The organism is Streptomyces sp. NBC_00433, assembly GCA_036015235.1.
Classification (GTDB): domain Bacteria; phylum Actinomycetota; class Actinomycetes; order Streptomycetales; family Streptomycetaceae; genus Actinacidiphila.
This window is the reverse complement of sequence record CP107926.1, coordinates 6,767,511-6,791,036: the sequence shown is the minus strand read 5'-3', so window position 1 is coordinate 6,791,036 and position 23,526 is coordinate 6,767,511. Positions and strand designations below refer to the sequence as shown.

The 23,526-nt window shown below is 71.4% G+C and carries 19 protein-coding genes; 11 read left to right on the top strand and 8 right to left on the bottom strand.

Annotated elements, in window-relative coordinates; all coding sequences use genetic code 11:
• Window positions 1-7 precede the first annotated feature (7 nt).
• The gene (locus OG900_28950) at window positions 8-127 is read right to left on the bottom strand and encodes a SapB/AmfS family lanthipeptide (protein WUH93748.1); all 120 of its coding nucleotides are present in this window, start codon (window positions 125-127) and stop codon (window positions 8-10) included.
• A gap of 68 nt (window positions 128-195) precedes the next feature.
• Window positions 196-2,889: a class III lanthionine synthetase LanKC gene (gene lanKC, locus OG900_28945; protein ID WUH93747.1), complete on the bottom strand. Its 2,694-nt coding sequence runs from the start codon at window positions 2,887-2,889 to the stop codon at window positions 196-198.
• A 398-nt stretch (window positions 2,890-3,287) separates the two neighbouring features.
• Between lanKC and OG900_28940 the strand changes: the two genes are divergently transcribed.
• The 7 genes from OG900_28940 (at window position 3,288) to OG900_28910 (ending at window position 10,204) form a co-directional block, all read left to right on the top strand.
• Window positions 3,288-4,142, top strand: coding sequence for a helix-turn-helix domain-containing protein (locus OG900_28940; protein ID WUH93746.1), 855 nt, complete (start codon window positions 3,288-3,290; stop codon window positions 4,140-4,142).
• A 17-nt stretch (window positions 4,143-4,159) separates the two neighbouring features.
• A complete protein-coding gene (locus tag OG900_28935) occupies window positions 4,160-4,354 on the top strand; it encodes a DUF397 domain-containing protein (GenBank protein WUH93745.1) in 195 nt (64 codons plus the stop codon).
• Window positions 4,355-4,415: 61 nt separating this feature from the next.
• Complete coding sequence (locus tag OG900_28930) at window positions 4,416-5,693, top strand: terpene cyclase/mutase family protein (protein WUH93744.1); 1,278 nt, start codon at window positions 4,416-4,418, stop codon at window positions 5,691-5,693.
• Window positions 5,693-6,316 (top strand): SCO2322 family protein, encoded by a 624-nt coding sequence (locus OG900_28925; protein ID WUH93743.1) that lies wholly within the window; start codon window positions 5,693-5,695, stop codon window positions 6,314-6,316. The genes OG900_28930 and OG900_28925 overlap by 1 nt, the downstream gene beginning before the upstream one ends.
• A 353-nt stretch (window positions 6,317-6,669) precedes the next feature.
• Window positions 6,670-7,761, top strand: a complete 1,092-nt coding sequence (locus tag OG900_28920; protein WUH93742.1) for an energy-coupling factor transporter transmembrane protein EcfT — start codon at window positions 6,670-6,672, stop codon at window positions 7,759-7,761.
• On the top strand, window positions 7,758-9,371 hold the full coding sequence (locus OG900_28915; GenBank protein WUH93741.1) for an ATP-binding cassette domain-containing protein: 1,614 nt from the start codon (window positions 7,758-7,760) through the stop codon (window positions 9,369-9,371). The genes OG900_28920 and OG900_28915 overlap by 4 nt, the downstream gene beginning before the upstream one ends.
• Window positions 9,368-10,204 (top strand): ECF transporter S component, encoded by an 837-nt coding sequence (locus OG900_28910; GenBank protein ID WUH93740.1) that lies wholly within the window; start codon window positions 9,368-9,370, stop codon window positions 10,202-10,204. Before OG900_28915 ends, OG900_28910 begins: the two co-directional genes overlap by 4 nt.
• Before the next feature lie 100 nt (window positions 10,205-10,304).
• Here OG900_28910 and OG900_28905 read toward each other — a convergent pair whose 3' ends face one another.
• The 3 genes from OG900_28905 to OG900_28895 all read right to left on the bottom strand — a co-directional run bounded on the left by OG900_28905 (window position 10,305) and on the right by OG900_28895 (window position 13,990).
• Window positions 10,305-11,111: a hypothetical protein gene (locus OG900_28905; protein WUH93739.1), complete on the bottom strand. Its 807-nt coding sequence runs from the start codon at window positions 11,109-11,111 to the stop codon at window positions 10,305-10,307.
• The gene (locus OG900_28900; GenBank protein ID WUH93738.1) at window positions 11,108-11,818 is read right to left on the bottom strand and encodes a hypothetical protein; all 711 of its coding nucleotides are present in this window, start codon (window positions 11,816-11,818) and stop codon (window positions 11,108-11,110) included. The genes OG900_28905 and OG900_28900 overlap by 4 nt, the downstream gene beginning before the upstream one ends.
• Window positions 11,819-11,899: 81 nt before the next feature.
• On the bottom strand, window positions 11,900-13,990 hold the full coding sequence (locus OG900_28895) for an MFS transporter (protein WUH93737.1): 2,091 nt from the start codon (window positions 13,988-13,990) through the stop codon (window positions 11,900-11,902).
• Between the two features lie 194 nt (window positions 13,991-14,184).
• Here OG900_28895 and OG900_28890 point away from each other — a divergent pair, with 194 nt between their 5' ends.
• Window positions 14,185-15,168: a peptidoglycan-binding protein gene (locus tag OG900_28890; protein ID WUH93736.1), complete on the top strand. Its 984-nt coding sequence runs from the start codon at window positions 14,185-14,187 to the stop codon at window positions 15,166-15,168.
• A gap of 871 nt (window positions 15,169-16,039) precedes the next feature.
• Here OG900_28890 and OG900_28885 read toward each other — a convergent pair.
• Together OG900_28885 and OG900_28880 are read right to left on the bottom strand one after the other, a co-directional pair.
• Entirely contained in the window at window positions 16,040-16,516 is a 477-nt protein-coding gene (locus OG900_28885) for a hypothetical protein (protein ID WUH93735.1), read from the bottom strand.
• A 15-nt stretch (window positions 16,517-16,531) separates the two neighbouring features.
• Entirely contained in the window at window positions 16,532-17,785 is a 1,254-nt protein-coding gene (locus tag OG900_28880) for a helix-turn-helix domain-containing protein (GenBank protein ID WUH93734.1), read from the bottom strand.
• 272 nt (window positions 17,786-18,057) lie between these two features.
• On the opposite strand from OG900_28880, the gene OG900_28875 reads away from it, so the two are divergent.
• The 3 genes from OG900_28875 to OG900_28865 all read left to right on the top strand — a co-directional run bounded on the left by OG900_28875 (window position 18,058) and on the right by OG900_28865 (window position 19,926).
• On the top strand, window positions 18,058-18,504 hold the full coding sequence (locus OG900_28875) for an ATP-binding protein (GenBank protein WUH93733.1): 447 nt from the start codon (window positions 18,058-18,060) through the stop codon (window positions 18,502-18,504).
• A gap of 16 nt (window positions 18,505-18,520) precedes the next feature.
• A complete protein-coding gene (locus tag OG900_28870; protein ID WUH93732.1) occupies window positions 18,521-18,739 on the top strand; it encodes a helix-turn-helix transcriptional regulator in 219 nt (72 codons plus the stop codon).
• An 854-nt stretch (window positions 18,740-19,593) separates the two neighbouring features.
• Window positions 19,594-19,926, top strand: coding sequence for a hypothetical protein (locus OG900_28865; GenBank protein WUH93731.1), 333 nt, complete (start codon window positions 19,594-19,596; stop codon window positions 19,924-19,926).
• Window positions 19,927-20,381: 455 nt separating this feature from the next.
• Here the strand turns inward: OG900_28865 and OG900_28860 are convergent, their stop codons facing one another.
• Window positions 20,382-23,498, bottom strand: a complete 3,117-nt coding sequence (locus OG900_28860; protein ID WUH93730.1) for a tetratricopeptide repeat protein — start codon at window positions 23,496-23,498, stop codon at window positions 20,382-20,384.
• Between the last annotated feature and the right edge of the window lie 28 nt (window positions 23,499-23,526).

The window sequence follows — 23,526 nt, the reverse complement described above, 5'->3', positions numbered from 1 at the left end:
GGGTCTGCTACAGGCAGACGAGGAAGCTCACGGAGCTGATGCAGCCGATCAGGCTGAGCGAGCTGGCCGCGCCACCGCCGCCGTGACCGTTGGCGGGCTCCATGTTCTGCAGGTCGAGAAGGGCCATGACAGTGTCCTTTCGATGGGAGAAGCACCGGGTGGTGCACGACTCCGGCCACGGCGGCCGGAGCCGGGTCAGGAGCCGCCGGCCAGCGGCGGCAGGAAGGGCAGCCCGGCGGCGGAGCCGGCGCGGGCGGCGCCCAGGGCGAGCAGGCAGCCGGCGGTGCCGGTGCCGAGGTCCATCGACAGCCGCATCATCTGGTTGCCGGGGAAGGCGAGCCCGCCGCGGTAGGGCATGCCGTACCAGCCGAGCGCGTCGACCTGCTCGGCGAGCGCGCCGGCGGGCACGGCGGGAGTGCTGGTGCGGGCGAGGTGCAGGATCATGCCGGCCCGGCCGGCGAAGAGGCCGGGCTGGGCGTAGAGCCGCAGGGTCGCCGCGCGGACGATGTCGGCGCGGGCCTTCTCGAAGCGCGCGTCGACCTCGGGGTCGAGATCGCCGGCCTCCCGGGCGAGCGGCAGGAAGTCGTCGAGGACCAGTCCGATGCCGGCACTGCCGTCGCCGACGTAGGGCATGGTGCGCCAGCCCTCGTCCACGTCGAGGCCGCCGGCGGCGGTGATCACGCAGCGGTCGAGGTCGAGTTGCAGGGCGCGGGCGGCGTGGCCGAGCAGTGCGGGTGCGCCGATGCGCTCGTAGAGGCGTACGAAGAGCAGGGCGGCGCCGGTCGCGCCGCGCATCAGCCCGGCGCGGGACGTACCGTCGGCGGCGAGGCGGGCCGCCACGATTCCGGCGGCTTCCAACGCCTTTTCCTGGAGGGCGGTTTCGCCGGTGCTGTGGGCGAGGTGGTCCAGGACCAGGCCGATGCCGGCGATGCCGCCGGACAGATCGGAGCCGGACTGCTGCCATTTCTCCGACAGCAGCGAGTGGGCCAGCTCCAGGGCGCGTTCGGTGTGTCCGAGCCGGTCCAGGACGTACGCGATGCCGGCGACGCCGTCGTACAGCCCGAGCGGGGTGCCGCCCGGCGCGGGCGCGGTGCGGTCCAGCAGCCAGCGCTCGCCCTGCTCATAGCGGGGCAGGCCGGTCTCGGCGAAGGCGAGCAGGACGCCCGCGGCGCCGTGGGCGATGCCGAGGCCGCCGCCGTCGGAGAACTGCGCGATGTCCCCGGGGAAGAGCCGGTCGCCGCGTTCCGGGGTGGCGGAGGCGAGGATCGCCCCGGCCATGGCGTCCCGGGAGGCGGGCCAGTCGCCAGCGGTCTCGGCGGGCAGGTAGCGGGCCCTGCGGGGCGCGGCGGGCAGGTCCGGTGTGCTGCCGGGTGCGGCGGGCAGGTCGCGGGTGATCTCGGCGACCGCCTCGTCCAGGAAGGCGCGCGGCACCGGGAATTGGGCGGCGATGACCTCGGCGAGGTGCGCGGCCTTCTCGCGGTCGACGGCCAGCAGCGTGGTGACCGGCAGGAAGAGTGCCAGCCGCAGGCAGGCCAGGGCGTAGTGGTCGACCGCGGTGCCGCGGCGGTCGCGGGGGGCCATGAAGCCGGGGTGGGCGACCGACTGGCGCAGGTTGTCGGTGTCGGCGGCGGCCGCCTCGAAGTCCAGCAGCCGTACGGACTCGCCGTCCGGGGAGACCATGATGTTGTACATGTGCAGGTCGTTGAAGACGACTCCGCGGGAATGGATGGCGGCGACCGCCTGTTCGACGCGGGCGTGGACGCGCAGCGCCCACTCGGTGTAGCCGGCGACCTCCGCCGGGTCGGGGTCGGGGGTGAGCAGCGGGTGGCGGTGGCTGAACTGGCTGTTGAGGGGTTTGCCCTCAAGGAATTCCATGACCAGGAAGCGGTGGTCGCCCAGGACGAACCAGTCGCGTACCTCGGGGGCGACGCCGAGCCCGGACAGCCGCAGCAGCGCGTCCCGTTCGCGCTCCAGCCGGGTGACGGCGTCCGCGCCGTCGGAGGCCAGCCCGGCGTGTGGGCGGCCCTCCTTCAGTACGACCTTCTCGCCGCTGCGGGTGTCGGTGCCGACGTAGACGCCGCCGCCGTTGGAGAAGTGCAGCGCGGACTCGATGCGGTAGGGCAGGTCGCCGACGGTCGTGCTGTTGCGCGCCTGCAAGTGCGGCTGCAGGAAGTCCGGCAGCGTGACCCACTCGGGGACGTGGAAGGCGGGTGCGCGGCTGTCGGGCACGAGCCGCCCCTCCGCGTCCTCGATCGCGGAGACCAGGGTGCCGCGGTCGCCCACGCAGAAGCGCTTCACGAATGCGCCGTAGCGGACGTAGAGCGGGCCCTCCCGCCAGCGCAGATCCGTGAGGATGTAGGGGCCGGGCTCACCGTCGAGCAATTCGCCGAGTTCTTCGAGCACCGACCGCAGTTGCGGCTCGCCGGTCGGATAGATCGTGACGAATTTTCCGCTCGTGTCGCGGCCGGCGTATTTCGAGTTCCGCAGGTGGAGCAGCTGCGGGCTGGGCACGAATTTGAACGGGATGCCGCGCGGCACGCAGTGGTCCCAGACCTTGGCGGCCACCTTGTCGGCATTGCCGAGGGCGGCGGACACATGCACCTTCCAGCCTTGCGGCGGGCGGCTCTCCCGCTCCGGTCCCGGTGTCGGGTCGAGGTGCAGCCAGTCGCCGGACCGCATCGAGCGCCAGCCGTCCGGCACTTCGCGCTGAGCGGCCTCGAATGCGAAGACGAGCGGCGCCGATCGCGCCTCGGAAACCGGGCCGGAGGACCGACCGGAAACCGGGCCGGAAGGCGGACGGGAATCGCCGCCGGCAGGAAGGGGAAGCCGGTCGAGACTCTCGTAGAAGTATCGGTCCGCGAGGCAGAATATCTCGTAGCGATTGTCCATCGATCCCCCCAGTGGCGGTGACGGACAAAGATTTACATAGTGGTGCCTGACCGGTGAAGTCACCGTTGTCACCTCATGGTCGTGCAGAACGCACGGTCCCGGCGGACGTCGTGAACAAGCCGCCGGGTGGACGCCGATCGGGCGGCCGATGCGGCCCGGGAGGGCTGCCGGACGGGCCCTGACGGGCCGCTGAGCGGGCGCCGAAGATCGCCACCATCGCGTACCCCTGTCAACAGCCGTGCACGGCAAGGGAGTTGACTGTTCATGTACGCGTGCCTCGTGGAGGCATTTGGGGCAATAGTGCCCCTCTGCAACCTTGTCGCCGAAATTTCCAGAAACGATCTGGACCCGAGGTGACCGGAAAAGGCACACTCGAACCACCATCAAGAAGGGACACCATGCCGCTCAGAAGCACCGCAACCGCCCGCCAGGAGCGCCTCGGTGCGGAGCTACGGAAACTGCGCGAGGCGGCCGGCATCACGGCTCGCGACACCGCCCGTCTGCTCGGCACCGACCCGGCCAAGGTCAGCCATATCGAGGCCGGGCGGCTCGGGGTCAGCGAGGAGCGTCTACGGCGGCTCGCGTCGTTCTACGAATGCGGTGACACCGAACTGATCGACGCGCTGGTCGTGATGGCCAACGGCCTGGGCCGCAAGGGCTGGTGGGAGGCCTACCGCGGGGTGGTGCCCGCCGCGCTGCTCGACATCGCCGAGCTGGAATTCCACGCGATCGCGCTGCGCGCCATCCAGATCACCCACATCCCCGGGGTGTTCCAGACCGAGGACTACACCCGCACGGTCTTCGGATACGCGATCCCCCCGCTGCCCGCAGGCGAGTTGGAGGCCAGGGTCGCCCAGCGCATGGAGCGGTCCGGGGTGCTCTACCGCGACTCCGCCCCGCCCTACGAGGCGGTCATCCACGAGGCGGCGCTGCGGATGCGCTTCGGCGGCGGCAAGGTCGCCCGCGCCCAGCTCGAACACCTCATGGAATTGAGCCACTTGCCGCACATAAGCGTCCGGGTGATCCCCTTCGCCGCGGACGGGCACATCGGATCGGGCCACGCGATGCTCTACACCAGCGGTGCCGTACGCGCCCTCGACACCGTGCAGATCGACTCCGCCCACGGCGTCACCTTCCTGCACGCGGCACCGCAGCTGGCCAACTACCGCACCCTTTACAACAGCCTCGCCGCGGTCGCGCTCGACAAGTCCCTGTCGCGGGACTTCATCCTCAGCGCCTCCCGAGACCTCTGAGACCGGAAGGCCAGCCGATGACCGCGCCGACGCTGATCTGGCAGAAGTCCACGTATTCGCAGGAGCAGGGCGACTGCGTGGAGCTGGCCGCCACGGCCGGAGGCGCGGTGCTGATACGGGAGAGCGACGAGCCGGGCGTCGTGCTCTCCACCACGCCGTCGGCCCTGGCCTGCTTCCTCCAGGCGATCAAACACGGGGCCGCCGCCACATAGCACCCGGTGGCTGCCCGGGGTGCCCGAGGTCACCCCGGGCGGCCGGGCGCCGCAGGTTAGGGTGAGGGCTTCCCCGGACCCGGAAGGCCTCGACCTCATGCCCCTGCGCCGCCGCGCCGCCCTCGTGGCAGCAGCCGCCACGACGCTCACCGCCCTGACGGCGCCGATCGCACTCGCGGACACCACCGCGCCGACGGCCACAGCCACGGCGACGCCGTCCCGTGCGGACCTCTACGGGACGGCCGACCCGACCTACGACGGGGTGTGGCGGCAGTCGTACGCGGAGATCGCGGTGGCCAGGTCCGGCTACTTCGCGGGCGCCCCCGCCACCGCCTGGCTGCTGGCCCAGCAGTGCGCGGACGGCGGCTGGCCCTCCTACCGCAAGGACACCGCCAAGGCCTGCGACCCGAAGACCGAGGACACCAACGCCACCGGCATAGCGATACAGGCGCTCCGCATCGTGCAGAGCTCGCAGAGCGGAGGCGCGGTGGACCGGGCCACCGCCTGGCTGCACAGCGTGCAGAACGCCGACGGGGGCTGGTCGTACAACCCCGGCGGCCCCTCCGACCCGGACTCCACCGCCGTCGTCATGGGCGCGCTCGGCCGCGAGGCGGGCCTGGCGCCCAACGCCAAGGGCAAGTCGCCCTACGACGCGCTGCTCGGCTTCCAGTTCGGCTGCGACGCCGCGCCCGCCGACCGGGGCGCCTTCGGCTACCCCGGCACCGACGGGAAGCTGACGCCCAACGCCAAGGCCACCGCCGACGCCGTCCACTTCCTCGCCGAAGCCCACCTCGCCGGCTACGCCTACGCCAGCCCGTCCACCCCGGCGGCCCCGCCCAAGGCGGCGGACTGCACCGCCAATCCGAAGGCCTACGCCGCCCTCGACCCGAACGCCGCCGCGTCCGCCGCCGCCGGCTGGCTGCTCGCCCGACTCCACGCGGGCGGCGGCCACCTCACCGCCGTCACCCCGGGCGCCACCACCAAGACCCCGGACTACGGCACCACCGCCGACGCCGTCATCGCGCTGAACGCGCTCGGCCGCTTCGACGACACGAAGGCCACCAGCAGCTGGCTGGGCGCCGAGTCCGCGGCCTGGTCCAAGGGCAACCCGGCCGCGCTGGCCCAGCTCACCCTGGCCGGCGCCGACCGCACCGGCGCCCTCCGGCAGCTCATCGCCCTGGGCCCGGCCCCCACCAAGCGCCCCACGGGCGCGATCTCCAAGGCCGACGAGAAGGACAGCTCGTCCAACGGCAGCACCTGGATCATCGTCGGCGTCGTCTTCGTCGCCAGCGCGGGCGTGGGGCTGCTCATCAGCGGGCGCAAGCGGCGGCAGCGCTGATGCGCTGCCGCCGCCTGGCCGCGCTCCCGGCCGCCGCCGCGGTCCTGCTGCTGCTCGCCCTCGCCGCCCCGGCGCATGCCGCCGGCTACCGCTACTGGTCCTACTGGCTGCGCTCCGGCACCAGTTGGACGTACGCGCAGACCGGCCCCGCGATGCACATACCCGCCGACGGCAGCGTCGAGGGCTGGCGCTTCGCGGTCAGCCAGGACGCGGCGGCCCAGGCCGCGCAGCCCCGCGGCGGCGCCGACTTCGCCCGCATCTGCGCCGGACACCCGGCCGCCCCGGGCCGCAAGAGGGTCGCCCTGCTCATCGACCCGGGCACCCCCGCCGACGCCCCCGACACCGCCACACCCCCGCCGGCCCCCCGCACCGCCTGCGCCCAGATCCCGCGGAACGCCTCCTCCGCCGACGCCCTGGCCGCGGTGGCCAAACCCCTGCGCTACAACTCCGCGGGCATCGTCTGCGCCATCACCGGCTACCCCGCGACCGGCTGCGGCGACGAGGTCTCCGCCACCCCGCACACCTCCCACAACGGCCCCTCCGTAGGCCTGATCACCGCAGCCGCCGCCATCACCACCCTGGCCCTGGCCGCCACCTGGCAATCCCGCCGCCACCGCCGATGACCCCACCCGCCACCCCACCGGAGGACGGCGCCCCGCAGGGGCGCGGGGAACCGCGCGCCCAGCCCCGACGGGGCGGAGCCAGCGACGCCACCGCGAGCGGCACCCCCCAGGGGCGCGAGGAACCGCGCGCCCAACCCCCACGGCTCGAACCCAGCGACGCCACAGCGAGCGGCACCCCCCAGGCACCCGGCCCCCTGGCGGGAGACGGCACCCTCCAGGGGCGCGGGGAACCGCGCGCCCAGCCCCGACGGGGCGAAAGCAGCGACGCCACCGCAAGTGGCACCCCCTCAGGGCGCACCCTGGGATACCCGCGGGGAATCCCCCGCCTGGAGGCCACCCGCCAGGGAAAGTTCATGCCACACCCTCCCGTGGCACCCGGGAGGACGACCGCGCTCCACGCCGCGGCGTGGTGGCTCTGGGCGCTCGGCCTCGCAACGGCCGCAAGCAGGACGACCAATGTCCTGCTCCTGGCCGAGATCACCGCCGTCGCCGGCTACGTCGTCGCGGCCCGCAGGACGGACGCCCCCTGGTCCCGCTCCTACGCAACGTTCCTCCGGCTCGGCCTCGTCGTCCTGGCGATCCGCCTCGTCTTCGCGGTGCTGCTCGGCTCGCCGATCCCCGGCACCCACACCCTTTTCACGCTGCCCGAGGTCCCGCTGCCCGGCTGGGCGCAGGGCGTCCGGCTCGGCGGCACGGTCACCGCCGAGGCGGTGGTCTTCGCGCTGCGCGACGGGCTGAAGCTCGCCACGCTGCTCGTGTGCGTGGGCGCCGCCAACTCCCTGGCGAATCCTGCCCGGTTGCTCAAGTCGCTGCCGGGGGCGCTGTACGAGGCGGGCGTGGCCGTCGTCGTGGCGATGACCTTCGCCCCGCATCTGGTCGCGGACGTGGCCAGGTTGCGGGCGGCCCGCCGGCTGCGCGGGCGGGACGACCGCGGGGTGAGGGCGCTGCTCCAGGTCGGACTGCCGGTCCTGGAGGGCGCGCTGGAGCGGTCGGTCGCGCTGGCCGCCGCGATGGACGCGCGCGGCTACGGGCGTACCGCCGATGTGCCGCTCGCCGTCCGGCGGGCGACCGCGGCGCTGACGGTCGGCGGCCTGCTCGGCATCTGCGCCGGCACTTACGCGCTGCTCGCCGCGAGCGGCGCGGGCTACGGGCTGCCGGTGCTGCTGCTGGGCCTGGCGGCCGCGGTGGCGGGGCTGCGTCTCGGCGGGCGGCGCTCGCCGCGTACGCGCTACCGGCCCGACGCGTGGGGCCTCCGGGCGTGGCTGGTCGCGGGCTCGGGCGCCGCGGTGGCGGCCGCGATGATCGCCGCGGCGACCTACGCGCCCGACGCGCTCGACCCGCCCGCGGTGCCGCTGACCGCGCCCACCCTCCCGCTGTGGCCCGCGGCCTGCGTGCTGCTGGGCCTGGTCCCCTCCCTCGCCGCCCCGAAGGGACTCGCGCGGTGATCCGTTTCGAGCAGGTCTCCTTCCGCTACGCGGACGCCGCCGCCCCCGCCGTCCAGGGCGTCGACATCGACGTGCCCGAGGGCGAGCTGTGCCTCGTCGTGGGGCCCTCCGGGGTCGGCAAGTCCACGCTGCTGGGCGCGGTGAGCGGCCTGGTGCCGCATTTCACCGGCGGGCACCTGACCGGCAGGGTGACGGTCGCGGGCCGCGACACCCGCACCCACCGGCCGCGTGAACTCGCCGACGTCGTCGGCACGGTGGGGCAGGACCCGCTCTCGCACTTCGTGACCGACACCGTCGAGGACGAACTCGCCTACGGCATGGAGTCGTTGGGCATCGCCCCGGAGACCATGCGGCGCCGCGTCGAGGAGACCCTCGACCTGCTGGGCCTGGCCGACCTGCGCGACCGCCCGATCGCGACGCTGTCCGGCGGGCAGCAGCAGCGGGTCGCGATCGGCTCGGTGCTGACCGTGCACCCGAAGGTACTGGTGCTCGACGAGCCCACCTCAGCCCTCGACCCGGGCGCGGCGGAGGAGGTCCTCGCCGTACTGCAGCGCCTGGTCCACGACCTCGGGACGACCGTGCTGCTCGCCGAGCACCGCCTGGAGCGGGTCGTGCAGTACGCCGACCAGGTCATCCTGCTGCCCTCCCCCGGCGCCCCGCCGGTCGTCGGGGCGCCGGCCGACGTCATGGCCGTGTCCCCGGTCCACCCCCCGGTGGTGGCGCTCGGCCGCCTCGCGGGCTGGTCCCCGCTGCCGCTGTCCATACGCGACGCCCGCCGCGCCGCCGGACCGCTGCGCGAGCGCCTCGCGGACCGTACGCCCCTGGCCGCCGACCCTGTCGCACCCGGTGAAGTCCTGGTCCGGGCCGAACGGTTGGGCGTACGGAGGGGGCGCGTCGAGGCGCTGCGGGGCGTGGACCTGACCGTACGGGCGGGTGAGGCGGTCGCGCTCATGGGGCGTAACGGGGCGGGCAAGTCGACGCTGCTGTCCACCCTGGTCGGCCTGCACACCCCGGCCACCGGCAAGGTCACCGTCGGCGGCGCGGTCCCGCACCGCACCCGGCCCGCCGAACTGCTCCGCCGCGTCGGCCTGGTCCCGCAGGAGCCGCGCGACCTGCTGTACGCCGACACCGTCGCCGCCGAGTGCGCCGCCGCCGACCGCGACGCCGCCGCGCCGCCCGGCACCTGCCGCGGCCTGGTCGCCGACCTGCTGCCCGGGGTGCCCGACGACGTCCACCCGCGCGACCTGTCAGAAGGGCAGCGGCTGTCGCTCGCGCTGGCGATCGTGCTCGCCGCGAGCCCGCCGGTCCTGCTGCTCGACGAGCCGACCCGCGGCCTCGACTACGCGGCCAAGTCCCGGCTGGTCGCCCAACTGCGGGCGCTGGCGGCCGAGGGCCACGCCATCGTGCTGGCCACCCACGACGTGGAGCTGGCCGCGGACCTCGCGCACCGGGTGGTGATCCTCGCGGACGGCGAGACCGTCGCCGACGGCCCGGCCGCCGACGTCGTGCTGTCCTCCCCGGCCTTCGCCCCGCAGACCGCGAAGGTGCTCGCGCCCGCGCCCTGGCTGACCGTCGCCCAGGTCACCCGCGCGCTGGAGGCCGCGCCGTGACGCCCCGCGAGGCCGCACCGCCGCGCGCCGTCCCGGTGCGTATCGGGCCGCGCGCCGCGACCGTACTGGCCCTGGTCTCGGCGATCGGGGCCGTCGCCTTCTGCTGGCCGCTGGTGGCCGCGCACGGCTCCGCGGTGGCCGCGCACAGCGCCGACGCGCCCTGGCTCTTCGCGGCGCTGCTGCCGCTGCTGGTCGCCGTCGTCATCGCCACCGTGGCCGACGACGGCATGGACCCCAAGGCCGTCGCCATGCTCGGCATGCTCGCCGCCGCGGGGGCAGCGCTGCGCCCACTGGGCGCCGGGACCGCGGGCATCGAGCCGATGTTCTTCCTGATGGTGCTGTCCGGCCGGGTCCTCGGCCCCGGCTTCGGCTTCACCCTCGGGTCCCTGACGATGTTCGCGTCCGCACTGCTCACCGGGGGCGTCGGGCCGTGGCTGCCCTTCCAGATGCTGGCGATGGGCTGGGTGACCATGGGGTCGGGCCTGCTGCCGTGGCCGGGCCTGCGCGGGCGGCTCGAACTCGTCCTGCTCGCCTGCTACGGGGCGGTGGCCGCGATCGCGTACGGCACCGTCATGAACCTCCAGGGCTGGCCCTACATCGGGGGCCTGGCCTCCGACATCAGCTACTCCCCGCACATCTCGACGGCCGCCAACCTGGCCCGCTTCACCACCTACTGCCTCACGACGTCCCTCGGCTGGGACCTCCCCCGCGCCGCCCTCACCGCCGCGCTGTCCTTCTCCCTGGGCCCCGGCCTCCTGAAGGCCCTGCGCCGCGCGGAACGCCGAGCGTCCTTCTCCCCGGCGACGACGTTCACACCGCCGCCGGGCGGCTGAGCCCTGCACGGGCAGCCGTCCGGCAAACAGGTGCGGCAGGCGGCCGTCGTACGGTCTGCCTGCCGCTTGCCGCACCTGTACTCAGGGCCCGCACCGCGGGTCAGAGCGCGAGGAGCTCGTCAGTCATGTCGCGGTAGCGGGTCAGGGCGACCCGCAGCTCCTCGGTGCCCGCGCCGTCCTTGCAGCCCGAGCGGAGTGCCGACCTGCGGTTCTCGACGAGCCGCGCCATGTGCTTGATCGCCTCGTCCAGCACGTCGTCGGCCTCGCGGACCGAGCGCCGCGGATCGTCGACGAAGCCGCCGATCGCGTGGTCCATGCGACGCCCGAGCCGGCCGACGACGTCGGCACCCGGCGCGGTCTCGGTGGCGGACGCCGTGGTGGACGCCGTGGTGGACGCCGTCGTGTGCCCGGCGGTGGAGCCGACCGCGGCGGCACGCCGGTCGGTGCCGGTGCCGGTGCCGGTGCCCTGGGTCGTGGTGGCAGCCTTGGCCGCCTCGGACCGCTCGGTGTCACGGCTGGTGGTGGCGGACTTGGTCCCGTCCGACCGCTCGGTGCCGTAGGTCGCAGTAGCGGCCTTGGCCGCCTCGGACCGCTCGCTGTCACGGCTCGGCGTGACGGGCTTGACCGCCTCCGACCGCTCGGTGTCGCCGCTCGTGGTCGTGGACCTGGCCGCCTCGGTGTCGCGGCCCGGGGTCGCGGGCTTGACCGCCTCGGACCGATCCGTGTCGCGGCCCGGAGTGACGGGCTTGCCCGGCTCACGCTCGGCGGCGGGGTCCGTCGCGGCCTTCTGCGGGTCCTTCTGCTGATCGCCGTCCGCGGCCTGGTCCGTGGCCTGATCCTTGGCCTGGTCAGTGGTGGGTCCGGCCTCGCCAGAGGTTCGGGGTGTCTCGATCGAGCTGTTCCTCATCGTTCCGACTCCGTCCGTCCGCGCCCATTGAGCGCGGCAAGTCGCTTGCCGATTACCGGCTTGGATTCGTTCGGCGCCGCTTCCGGCGTCGTGTCCGGCGTCGTCTCGGGCGCCCCTTCACGTGCCGTCTCCGGCTCTGCTTCGGCCGCCGCGTCCGGCTCGCTGTCGCGGGTGCGGCCGTTTCCGCGCAGCAGCCCCTCGAACAGGGCGCGTGCGGCGACCAGCGTCTTGCGCAGCTCCTCCGTGCCGTGCCGCCCGCCGGCGGCAGCCGCGTGGGCCTCCCGGTAACCGTGGACGTGGTGCGGGTGGTGCACCGACAGCGCGTCCACGTGCTCGGGCGAGTCCGCCGCCGGGTATCCCAGCTCTGCGGCCAGCCGGGCGATCAACTCGTCCGCCTGGGTGATCGCGGCGGGCGGGTCCTCCACGAACTTCGCCTGGATCGCGGTCCATTGGGCGGCGTACCGCTCCTGCTCCTGCTCGGGCAGCGCCCGCTGTTCGATGCCGCCGTACCTCTTGACGCGTTCGGTCAGCTCACGCCGGGTGGCGCGGGTGTCGCCGTCGTGCAGCGCCAGCGTCCGCTCGTATTCGGGCCCGAATCGTCTTTTGAGCCCGACTCCGCCCGAGCCGCCCTTCATCGCCACCGCCGCGATGAGCGCTGCCACGATGACGACCACCGCCACGACGGCGATGATCACTCCTGTGGACATGTCCTGCCTCCCGTCCGTCCCGGTGTCACCGGTTCAGTCGGTCGGCTTGCCCCGGATGGGCATCGCAAACCCCGGTGCCCGTTATGCGGCTTCCCCGCCGACGGCGGGCTTCTGGCGGGACTTGCGGTCCGGGTGGTCGGTGTCGCCCGCGCACAGCTCGCGGCTCAACTTCTTCACCAGTGCCGCGAGTTCGCTGTGCGCCTCGGGGTCCCAGTCGCCGAGCAGGCCGGACAGGACGGAGCGCCTGGCCTCGATGAGGCGGTCGGCGAGCGCGGTGCCGGACGCGGTGAGGACCATCGGGTTGCCCTCCCGTACCGCGTAGCCGCCGACTTCCGCCTCGACGGCGGCGGACTCGATGACGTCGGCGGGCACGGTGGTGCGGCGGGCGAGTTCGACGGGGTCGGCCTCGCCGTCGTTGGCGAGCCTGAGCAGCAGCCAGCTGGTGGCGGGGTGGATGTCGACACCGGCCAGCCGGGTGATGCGGGTGTAGAGGTCGCGGCGGGCGTCCCGGCTGCCGAGCAGCGACAGGCAGCGGGCGATCTCGTCCAGCGAGGTCCGCTCGACGGGGTTGACGTTGACCGTCTCGTTGGCGTCGGGCACGGTGACGCTGCCGCGCAGCGGCTGCTCCTTGAGCAGCAGGGACGCCACGAAGCCGACCGCAGCGACCGGCACGGCCCACAGGAAGACCGTGGTGATGGCCTGCGAGTACGCGTGCAGGACGGGCGTCTTGATTGCGGCGGGCAGCCGGGCGATGGCCGTGGGGTCGGCCTGCAGCTGCCCGGGGTTGAAGCCGGGCGGCACGCGGATGCCGCGCAGCGCGTTCGCCAGTTTGTCGGAGAGCTGGTTGGTGAAGATCGTGCCGAAGATCGAGACGCCGAAGGACGCGCCGATGGAGCGGAAGAAGGTCGCGCCGGAGGTGGCCACCCCCAGGTCCTCGTAGCCGACGGCGTTCTGCACCGCGAGCACCAGGACCTGCATGACCAGGCCGAGACCGAAGCCGAAGATGAAGAAGTACACGCTCAGCACCCAGGTCGCGGTGTGCTCGTCGAGCGTGTGCAGAAGCAGCAGGCCGATCGCCGTGATGGCGGTACCGACGACCGGGAAGATCTTGTAGCGCCCGGTGCGGCTGATGATCTGCCCGGAGCCGGTGGACGCCAGCAGCAGGCCGACCACCATCGGGATCATGTGGACGCCCGACAGCGTGGGCGAGTAGCCGTGCACGACCTGGAGGAAGGTCGGCAGGAACGTCATCGCGCCGAACATCGCGAAGCCGATGATGAAGGAGACCACCGAGCAGACCACGAAGGTCCGCACCCGGAAGAGCCGCGGCGGCAGCACCGGCTCCTCCACACGGCGCTCGATCAGGACGAAGACCGCGACCAGGGCGACGCCGACGATCGCGAGGACGATGATGCCGGGCGAGTCCCACGCCAGGGTGCTGCCGCCGAGCGAGGTGACCAGCACCAGGCAGGTGGCGGCCGCGGCCACCGTCGCCATGCCGAGGTAGTCGATACGGTGCGAGGTGCGGCGCGCGGGGATGTGCAGGACCGCGGCGATGACGAGGAGCGCCACGACGCCGATCGGCAGGTTGATGTAGAACACCCAGCGCCAGGACAGCTGTTCGGTGAACACCCCGCCGAGCAGCGGCCCGAGCACGCTGGCCGCGCCGAACACCCCGCCGAAGACACCCTGGTAGCGGCCCCGGTCGCGGGGCGGCACGATGTCGCCGACGATTGCCATGGACAGCGCGATCAACCCGCCGCCGCCCAGCCCCTGGAGGGCACGGAAGGCGATCAACTCGCCCATGCTCTGGGCGACTCCGCACAGCGCGGAGCCGATCAGGAAGATCACGATGACGGTCTGGAACAGCCGTTTCCGGCCGTACATGTCGCCGAGCTTGCCCCACAGCGGGGTGGCCGCGGTCGACGCGAGCAGATACGCGGTGACCACCCAGGACAGGTGGTCGATGCCGCCCAGTTCGCTGACGATGGTGGGCAGCGCGGTCGACACGATGGTCTGGTCGAGGGCGGCGAGCAGCAGCCCGAGGGCGAGGGCACCGATGGCGATCCGTACCTGGCGCCGGTCCTGGTACTCCCCCGGCGCCACGGCGGTGCTGGTGTCCTGCGCCATGAATCGGCTCCTCGCGTCGCCCCCCGACGGTCGGACTCTCATATTGGCATCGTTTGTGCTGATATGACCTGCGGGAGTGCGCCAGCGGGGAGGGGACCGGGTATGCGACGGCATGGGGTATCGGCATAATCACTGACACGTCTTTGCGAACGCGCGAACGACGGCGGGAGGGGAACCCAGTGGCGCCGCAGCAGCCGGACCTAACGGCAGGGCCGTACGAGCCTGACGACACCGGTGTGACCGGTGTGACCAGCGAGTACGACGAGGTCGTCGGCGAGGTCAGGGCGGCGGAGCGCTCCGCGGAGCGGGCAGCCGCGTTCGCGGTGACCGAAGGCTTCCACCCGCTGCGCGTACGCCCCTACGTCGGCGACCCGGACGACACGTTCGGCGACGGCTCGGGGGCGACCGCGCGGCCGCTGATCGTCATGGAGCGCGCGGAAGAGGGGGGTCCGGCGACGCAGGACCTCGGGCTCTTTCCCGCGGCATATGCCGCGATACAGGCGGCGCAGGAGTATCCGGCCGACGACGGGGCCCACGAGGCGGCTCTCGCCGCGGCGGCGGCACACGGCCGCCATCGCCGGCGGCGGCGCGGCATCGTGGTGGCCGCGGCGGCCATGGCCGCGTCCGCGCTGGCCGCGGGTGCGGTGGCCGTGACCGGCTCGGTCATGGGCGAGGAGGCGGGCGGCACCGACCGGGCGCTGCCCGAGCCCGCCTCGGCCGTGCCCGACGTCACGCTGCCCCCGGGAGCGGCGCCCGGCGCGGTCACCGAGCCGGTGAAGGTCACTCCGCCGCACCACCCGATGCGGGCGACGACGACACCGGCTCCCCGGGTGACGCCGTCGGTGTCGCTGGGCACGACGGCGACGCCCTCCTCGGCGGCGGGGACGCCGTCGCCGCCCGCGTCCGCGACCGCCACGCCGCCGGCCTCGGCGCCGCCGAGCACCACGCCCCAGACCCCGCCGCCGACCAGCTCCGCGCCGCCGGCGTCCCCGCAGACGTCCGTCCTCCAGCTCGGGTCGAGCGGCCCCGCGGTCTCCGACCTCCAGCAGCGGCTCACCTCGGTCTGGGTCTACCACGGGCCCGTGGACGGCCAGTACGACTCCGGCGTCCAGCACGCGGTCGCGACCTTCCAGATCTGGTACGGCATCCACGGCGACCCGATGGGTGTCTACGGCCAGGCCACCCGCAACGCGCTCCTCCAGGCCACCCCTCACCACTGACCCTCCGGGTCCCTTCGGCAGCCGGCCACTCCCTGCGGGGTGCTGTTACGGGACTCCACGGTGCCGCTGCGCGGGTGGCTCGTCTCACAGTTCCCCGAGCCCCTGGGTGATCGCCCCTCGCGGTGCGTCGCTTGCCTGCGGCGCCATCGCGGCTGGTCGCGCAGCTCCCCGCGCCCCCAGGTGGTTGCCACTTGCGGTGGCGTCGCTTTCTTTCCCGCCCCTTCGGCGGGGCGCGCAGTTCCCCGCGCCCCTGAAAAACGCTCACCCTCCCGCGCAGAGGGCCCCTGGCAGGGGCCAACGCCGGGCGCAAGAGGACGCAGGCCAAAAGGGGCGCGGGGAACTGCGCGCCCCGCCACAGAGGGCCGTAACTGTGAACGCGACAGGACGGGGCTGCCACCCAGGGGCGCGTGGGGGTACCCCCAGGCGAAGCTCGGGGGGAGAACGGAGCGACAGCCCCCACGCGGCCGCAGGCAAGCACCGCACCGCAAGGGGCAAGCACCCCAGGGGCGCGGGGGGACTTCGCCTAAGGACTAAGTCCATTCTACGAGTCGAAAGGTGCTCTGAACAGGGGAAACGGCACACTCACCCCGGTCAGGGCTTGAGCCCTTCGGGCCTCGATGGTGCGTTGTGCGATTGGCGGTTGGGCGGAGCTTTGGGCGGGAGCTGCCAGGGGGCGAGAGAGCGGGGCCGGTAAGCTCGCTGCGACTCGGGCAGGCACTGGGCCTGACCGCAATAGCCCGAAGTCGGCCCCGCTCTTCGAGGCTCGCCCCCTGGTGGCTGCCTAAAGCTCCGCTCAACCGCCCCGAGCCACGACGGCGCCGTACGAGCCTGTAGCCGGTTCACGACGTGGCTCTCCACCGGGAACCCACAGTCAGTCTCTGGATGCTCCCTCAGGCCAGGCAACCCGGACCGTGACCCCGGTGCTCTCGGCGTAGCGCACGACATCGGCGGTACCGCCGTATCCGCGGGCCGGCTGGCCATCCCAGACAGCGATCACTTCATCCACAAGGCCGACCAGGATCTCACTGCCGGTCATGTGCGCCTGCGAGTTCGAAGTTGCCAAACCGGTTGCGTGCACCTCTGACGCGCGGCTGATGAGGGCGTCGTAGACGGTGTGGTGCCAGTGGGGAAGGGAGTCACGGTAGTCCTCGGCAGGGACGACCACTTCAAGTCGTCCCCCTCGGTCGAGTACCGCCTGCGCGAACCACGCGTCAGGACCGTCAGCGATGCACGAGACAGCCGTGAGATCCTCAACACCGTAGCCGCTGACGATGTCCCTGATCTCGGCTTGGACGAGGCTGGCCACCTTGTCAGGCAAGCCGCGGTGTCCGGTGATTCCGACGCGCATGTGGTTTCCTCCTGGTCACAGGTATGCGCCGTGCAGCCTGTCATCAAATTCACGGACCACCCTTGGCGGCGTCTTCGAGGAGTACGCCCTACGGAAGATCCGCGCCCGTTCGACCACGCGGCCTGAGCGATACCGCAGTCCGGTGTCGACTGCCCGGGTAGCTAGAAGGTAACCAACCTCCAGTCGACCATTGGCCAAGTGTCCTGCGGCGAGATCAAGTTGAAGTATTGCCCGCTGCTTTGCATGCGTTGCTGCTGCCACAAGCGTTGCCTCGTCTCCCGATCCGAAGACCCACGCAGGCAGGCCGAGGCGTGCCCCGCAGGCAAGACGGCATGCAGCGACCTTTGCTTCGTTGAACGTGAAGACCCAGGGCCACGGTGGCGGTTCCTGGCTGGGGATGCGTTCTGCCTCGGAGCGACTGCGTACAAGGGCGCGGTCGCTGGATCGCTCGTCGCCCGCTGCCGCGTAGGCCAGTGCTTCTACGGTGCTGAGCCATGCGTCAGCTACGGCAATTGTTTGGGAGCCGAGTTGGTTTCGGGCACTGTGTACGAGACCGAGGGCTTGCACGGCATTGCCGTTTTCTGCCTCCATCTGGGCGAGACTGCCCACCTGGTATGCGGTGAGCAGGCTGTTGCTGGAACGTCGGGCGGCCTTGATGGCCGATCCGTACCAGGTGCGGGCTGATCCTGCGTCGCCCATGTCCCAGCTGAGCCAACCGGCCAGGCTGGCGACTTCGCTGCCGACGGCTGCAAGCCTTACTCTCTGTGCCTCATCTTGGCTGTCTGTTGCGACCCCTTGGACCAGGCGAAGATGCGCAAGGACTACTTCGAGTAGCTGTCGGGACGATGTCGTTCCGTCCATCCGGCGGTATGCGGTGGTGGCGACTCTCAATGTGGCGGCTTGGCTGGGTTCGGTTTGCTCCTGCCCCGTCAGGCCACCAAGGGCAGGGGCGGAGACAACAGCGACTGCTCCTGCGACAAAACCTCGTCGGTCCACTTGCTCTGTTCCGTCCGTGCGCGCGGCTGCCGAGTCAGCGAGGCCGACCAGCCAACGCGGCAGTTCCAGATACGCGGCGATCGTGGCCAAGGTGGTCATGTCGTATGGGCCTGTCGATCGCGCTTCTAGCCGTGAAACGGCTGACTGGGTGACGCCGCAACCTTCACCGAGTTGGCGCTGCGTGACCCGTAACTCTTGTCGGGCGAGGCGGATGACCCGGCCGTAGTTGCCCTCACGTGCAGCATCTCGGATCGCCTGCTTCGACCAGTTCATACGTTCCACTTTCCCGGACGGTACGTCCGCGGCTGGTGGGACCGGAGTATTCGCATCCGCAGCGCGCATAGGCGTATGCGCTGCGTGCATCAAGTGTGGCTGATGAAGCGGCGCAACTGCTTTGGTCTGGCCAAGAAGACCGACACATCCCGTCGACAGCAACGTAGGACCCCCGCGACCGTGCGACCGGTCCGGGGGCATGGTCAACGCCAGAGGAGCGCCGACATGTACGAGCATAATCAACGCCCCCGCGGGAGCCGGGGGGTCGCACGATGACCGCGGGCACGCAGGCAAAGGCCGGCGAGGCGAACTCCGTCGTCGAGAAGTTGTGGCCGATCGGTCCCACCACGGTTGGCAGGGCACGTCACTTACTGACCCGCAGTCTCAACGCGTGGGGCCTGGAACACTTAGCCGAGGACGCTGAGCTGATCGTCTCGGAGCTGGTCACCAATAGCGTGCGCCACGCTCACGAGCCTCGGGGGCACGTGATCCAGACCCGTTTTGAGCGCCTGCACGGCGGGGTGCGGATTGAGGTGCATGACGCCAACGTCAACAAGCCAGAACCGCGTTCGGCCTCGACGGAGGACGAGTCGGGGCGGGGCTTGATCCTTGTGGAGTTGATCACTGGCGGGCGCTGGGGCGTGAGCGACCGAATCGGCATCGGCAAGATGGTGTGGGCCGTGTGCGCCGATGGAGGTGTTGATGGCACCCCGACGTAGGCGAACTCGTCCGCGGATGATCAACCAAGAGCCGGAGGCGGTCACCTGGGCACGCGAGAAGGCGGGCTTGACGAAGCGCCAACTCGCTGAACTGGTGGGCATCTCCGAGCAGTTGATGGGCGAGATCGAGTCCGGGTGGCGAAGCGCGACTCCCGCCAACCTACGCAGGATCGCGGCGGCGTTGAACTGCCCTGTCGTGTTCCTGGAGCGGAAGCGCTCAGGGGAGATGTCGTGAGGCAAATACTGTTCTGCGTTGTCTTGGTACTGCTCTGCACTGTCGCCATCGTTCCGTTGCTGGCCTACACCGATCCGTACCCGTAGGTAGCGCTGTACACAGAGAGCCGTCGACGCCTGGCGAGGCATCGGCGGCCTCTGCGCGTCGACACTTATTAGGATAACCGGTTGACCTGTTAGCCCTGCGCCGGTCAAGCTCGCCACCTGTTAGGACAAGTGACGTTGGCGTCACTGTCGCCGAACAGTGAGGGGTGAGAGAACGTGAACGGTTCGAAGAGGCTCCGGGTTGTCATGGCGCTCACGCTGGCCGTACTGGCGTGCGTGAGTGTCGGCAGCGCGTCGGCGGTGGGCATGGGCGGCCGGTCGACATCGGCCGTCTCGTATGCGTCGCGGGCTCCGGCGCGTGTGCAGTATTCGCATGTGAAGGTCAACGGGTTGCGGTTCCGAACCCGGGCCTCCTCGCACGGCACGGTGCGGGGTCTCCTGTATCGGGGTGACCGTGTCGAGGTGATCGGGTGGAAGGGGTCGTGGATGCATGTGCAGTTGACTGCGCGCAGCCGTGGTGGCTCCCCGAGAGGGGCTTCGGGGTGGGTGGCGAAGCGGTACCTGTATGGGCCGTCGTGCCGCTCCTACGCCTCGTGGCCGTGCTCGGCGTGGCGGTAGGGCCTGAGGTTCTTCGGCGGCCCCCTGTGATCCGGCTAGGGTCACAGGGGGCCTCAGACTGAACGGTCCTGTAAGGTTTTTTCCTCTGCGTGCACAGCCGATCACTCAAGTCGCATCACCTGGTGGTAGTTTTGCTGTCGCAAAGAGGCTGGCAAAGTTCTTCGGCATTTGCGGGCATGAGGAGTGCGCGGCATGCATGAGGGTGGGGAAGACGACGGCGAGTTGGACCGTGACCTGGGCGAGTCAATGTACGTGGTGGGCTTCCCGTACCTGAAGGGGTGGGCCGAGGCGCGGGCCGTGGCAGACCTCTTGTCCTCGGAGCTTGCCCGGCTGGGTTGTTCTGAGGAAACGTTTCGCGTGGCGGTTGGCACGGGGGCGGACGGCGCTGGAGTGGTGCGGTTGCATGTGCACCCGTCGGTGATCTGCGATCTGGTGCGGGCACTGCGGCTGTTGAAGCAGGCGCATCCGGGCTCGTTATCCCAAGGTGAGGTGCGCCAGGGGGCGGCGGCGCGGCGCGCTGGGTAGGCCTGGCGCTGGTTTTGGTGGTTGCGGGGTTGTCCGGACTGGTACTTCCGGGCGGGTCGTCGGGTGGGGAGTCTGGGGGCATGGGTCGGAAGAACGTAGGGAGTGCGCTCCGGACGCAGGGGCGGGGCAAGGTGCGCGTCCAGGAGGACGGCGCGGGCCACCAGTGGGTGGTGTGCTCGGGCTGCGGGTTGGACAAGTTCACGCCTGGTCTGTCGCCTGCGAAGTTCGTGGCGCGCAAGCACGCGGATTCCTGCACGCGCTGAGGTGCAAGTGACGAGCCCCCGCCGGCTGTTGGCCGGGCGGGGGCTTTGTGCTGTTCAGGGTGCTGAATCGGGGTCGGGCGGCTGCCGCTCCGGACGGGACCGGCCGAAGGCCGCATGCCCGGCCGGAGGGCGGCCAAGCCGTCCGGCGTGCCGGAGGCACGCCCTTGAGTAAGTAGAGAAACTTTGGACCGCCTAAATGGGGGCGGCGCCATTGCCTGAGCCCGACCCCTCTTGCTGCGCCTTCATCACCCGACGCGCGTCGGCGAGGTTGTTGCGGCTGGCCAGGGTGTCGGGGTGGGTGTCACCGAGGACCTGCTCGCGCTGGGCCAGGGTGGCCTCGTACAACGGGACGGCGCGGCCGAGATCACCCGCGGCATGGTATACGACGGCGAGGTTGTTGCGGCTGGCCAGGGTGTCGGGGTGGGTGTCACCGAGGACCTGCTCGCGCTGGGCCAGAGTGGCCTCGTACAACGGGACGGCGCGGCCGAGATCACCCGCGGCATGGTATACGACGGCGAGGTTGTTGCGGCTGGCCAGGGTGCTGGGGTGGGTGTCACCGAGGACCTGCTCGCGCTGAGCCAGAGTGGCCTCGTACAACGGGACGGCGCGGCCGAGATCACCCGCTGCCTGGTAGGCGACGGCGAGGTCGTTGCGGCTGGCCAGGGTGTCGGGGTGGGTGTCACCGAGGACCTGCTCGCGCTGAGCCAGAGTGGCCTCGTACAACGGGACGGCGCGGCCGAGATCACCCGCGGCATGGTATACGACGGCGAGGTTGTTGCGGCTGGCCAGGGTGCTGGGGTGGGTGTCACCGAGGACCTGCTCGCGCTGGGCCAGGGTGGCCTCGTACAACGGGACGGCGCGGCCGAGATCACCCGCGTCATGGTATGCGACGGCGAGGTCGTTGCGGCTGGCCAGGGTGCTGGGGTGGGTGTCACCGAGGACCTGCTCGCGCTGGGCCAGAGTGGCCTCGTACAACGGGACGGCGCGGCCGAGATCACCCGCGTCATGGTATGCGACGGCGAGGTTGTTGCGGCTGGTCAGGGTGCTGGGGTGGGTGTCACCGAGGACCTGCTCGCGCTGAGCCAGAGTGGCCTCGTACAACGGGACGGCGCGGCCGAGATCACCCGCTGCCCGGTAGGCGCTGGCGAGGTTGTTGCGGCTGGTCAGGGTGCTGGGGTGGGTGTCACCGAGGACCTGCTCGCGCTGGGCGAGGGTCGCCTCGTACAACGGGACGGCGCGGCCGAGATCACCCGCGTCATGGTATGCGACGGCGAGGTTGTTGCGGCTGGCCAGGGTGTCGGGGTGGGTGTCACCGAGGACCTGCTCGCGCTGGGCCAGAGTGGCCTCGTACAACGGGACGGCGCGGCCGAGATCACCCGCGGCATGGTAAGCGCCGGCGAGGTTGTTGCGGCTGGTCAGGGTGTCGGGGTGGGTGTCACCGAGGACCTGCTCGCGCTGAGCCAGAGTGGCCTCGTACAACGGGACGGCGCGGCCGAGATCACCCGCGGCATGGTAAGCGCCGGCGAGGTTGTTGCGGCTGGTCAGGGTGCTGGGGTGGGTGTCACCGAGGACCTGCTCGCGCTGAGCCAGAGTGGCCTCGTACAACGGGACGGCGCGGCCGAGATCACCCGCCTCATGGTATACGACGGCGAGGTTGTTGCGGCTGGTCAGGGTGCTGGGGTGGGTGTCACCGAGGACCTGCTCGCGCTGGGCCAGAGTGGCCTCGTACAACGGGACGGCGCGGCCGAGATCACCCGCCTCATGGTAAGCGCCGGCGAGGTTGTTGCGGCTGGTCAGGGTGTCGGGGTGGGTGTCACCGAGGACCTGCTCGCGCTGGGCCAGAGTGGCCTCGTACAACGGGACGGCGCGGCCGAGATCACCCGCGGCATGGTAAGCGCCGGCGAGGTTGTTGCGGCTGGTCAGGGTGTCGGGGTGGGTGTCACCGAGGACCTGCTCGCGCTGGGCCAGAGTGGCCTCGTACAACGGGACGGCGCGGCCGAGATCACCCGCGGCATGGTATGCGACGGCGAGGTCGTTGCGGCTGGCCAGGGTGCTGGGGTGGGTGTCACCGAGGACCTGCTCGCGCTGAGCCAGAGTGGCCTCGCGCAGGGTGAGACTGTGTGCATCGCGGCCTTGCTGGTAGAGGTATTGGGCCGCTGCGTAGTAACTGTCCGCCGCCTGGACCGAGACCGGCACAGTCGGCGGTGCGGATTCGAGCAGCGCGAGGACATGGGGGAGCAGGCGCTCCCAGGACACGCTCGGCGGTGTGGGCGGAACACTGTCGGGGATTGCCTGGCCGATGAGTCGTTCGGCTTGCTGGCGGCCAGGAAGGGACTGGTCTGTATCGGCTGGGCGGGAGCGCAGGACGGTTTGGACGAGCCGGTGGATGGTGATGCTGCGGCGGTCTGGGGTGAACGCGATCATGTTGTAGGCATGTAGGACGCCTAATGCCTCGCCCAGTTCGATCGGATCGTCCGCCAAGGGTGCGAACAGGGTGCGGGGGATGTCATCGGGGGCCAGCCAGGCGGCGGTCTGGAGGATGGTGACGGCCAGTGGGTCGCGGTCCTGGATTGCGGTCAGGGTGTGGTTCCAGATGCGGGCGATGGTGCGTTCGGGGTCGATTCCGTCGGCCGCGGTGTCCAGGACCCGGCCGAGTAGGCGGCGGTAGGTGGCCAGGTTGGTGCCGGTCTGGTGGATGTAGGCGCCGGCCTGTTCCAGGGCGAGCGGCAGGTAGCCGAGATCGCGCGCCAGCTCTGCTGCGTCTCGGCGTTGTTCTGGGCTTGCAGCCTGCCCTTCTCCTAGGGCCAGTGTGCACAGCAGGTCGGTGGATGCGCCGGCGTCGAGTAGGTCCAGGGCCAGGATGGGCGCCACGGCGTGCCAGCCGGTGGCCTTGCGGCTGGTGGCGAGGTGGTGGCCATCGGGGAGTGCTCCGAGGTAGTGCCGCAGGTCGTCGGGGTCCTCGACGTTGTCGAAGATCAGCAGCCAGCCTGGGTGCCATTGCAGCCACGTGATCGCCCAGGCCGCCCGTTGTTCCACCTCCGCGTCGGCCGCCCACTGTGGACACAGCTGCACTGCAAGGGAGGCGAGTCCCGAAATGATCTGCTCGGTGGAGTCTGCGGTGATCCACCACACCAGGCCGTACTCGTTCCGGTACTGGTGCGCGTAGCGCTGGGCAAGTGCGCTTTTGCCGATCCCGCCCAGTCCGTGGATCGCGTGGGTGCGGCCTGATGGTTGGACGACTGCCACCTCGTTGTCCTTCGTCAACAGGGTCCGCAGTCGTTTCAGCTCCTCGTCTCGGCCGACGAACATCCCCGAGGCCGACCCGGGTAGGTATCCC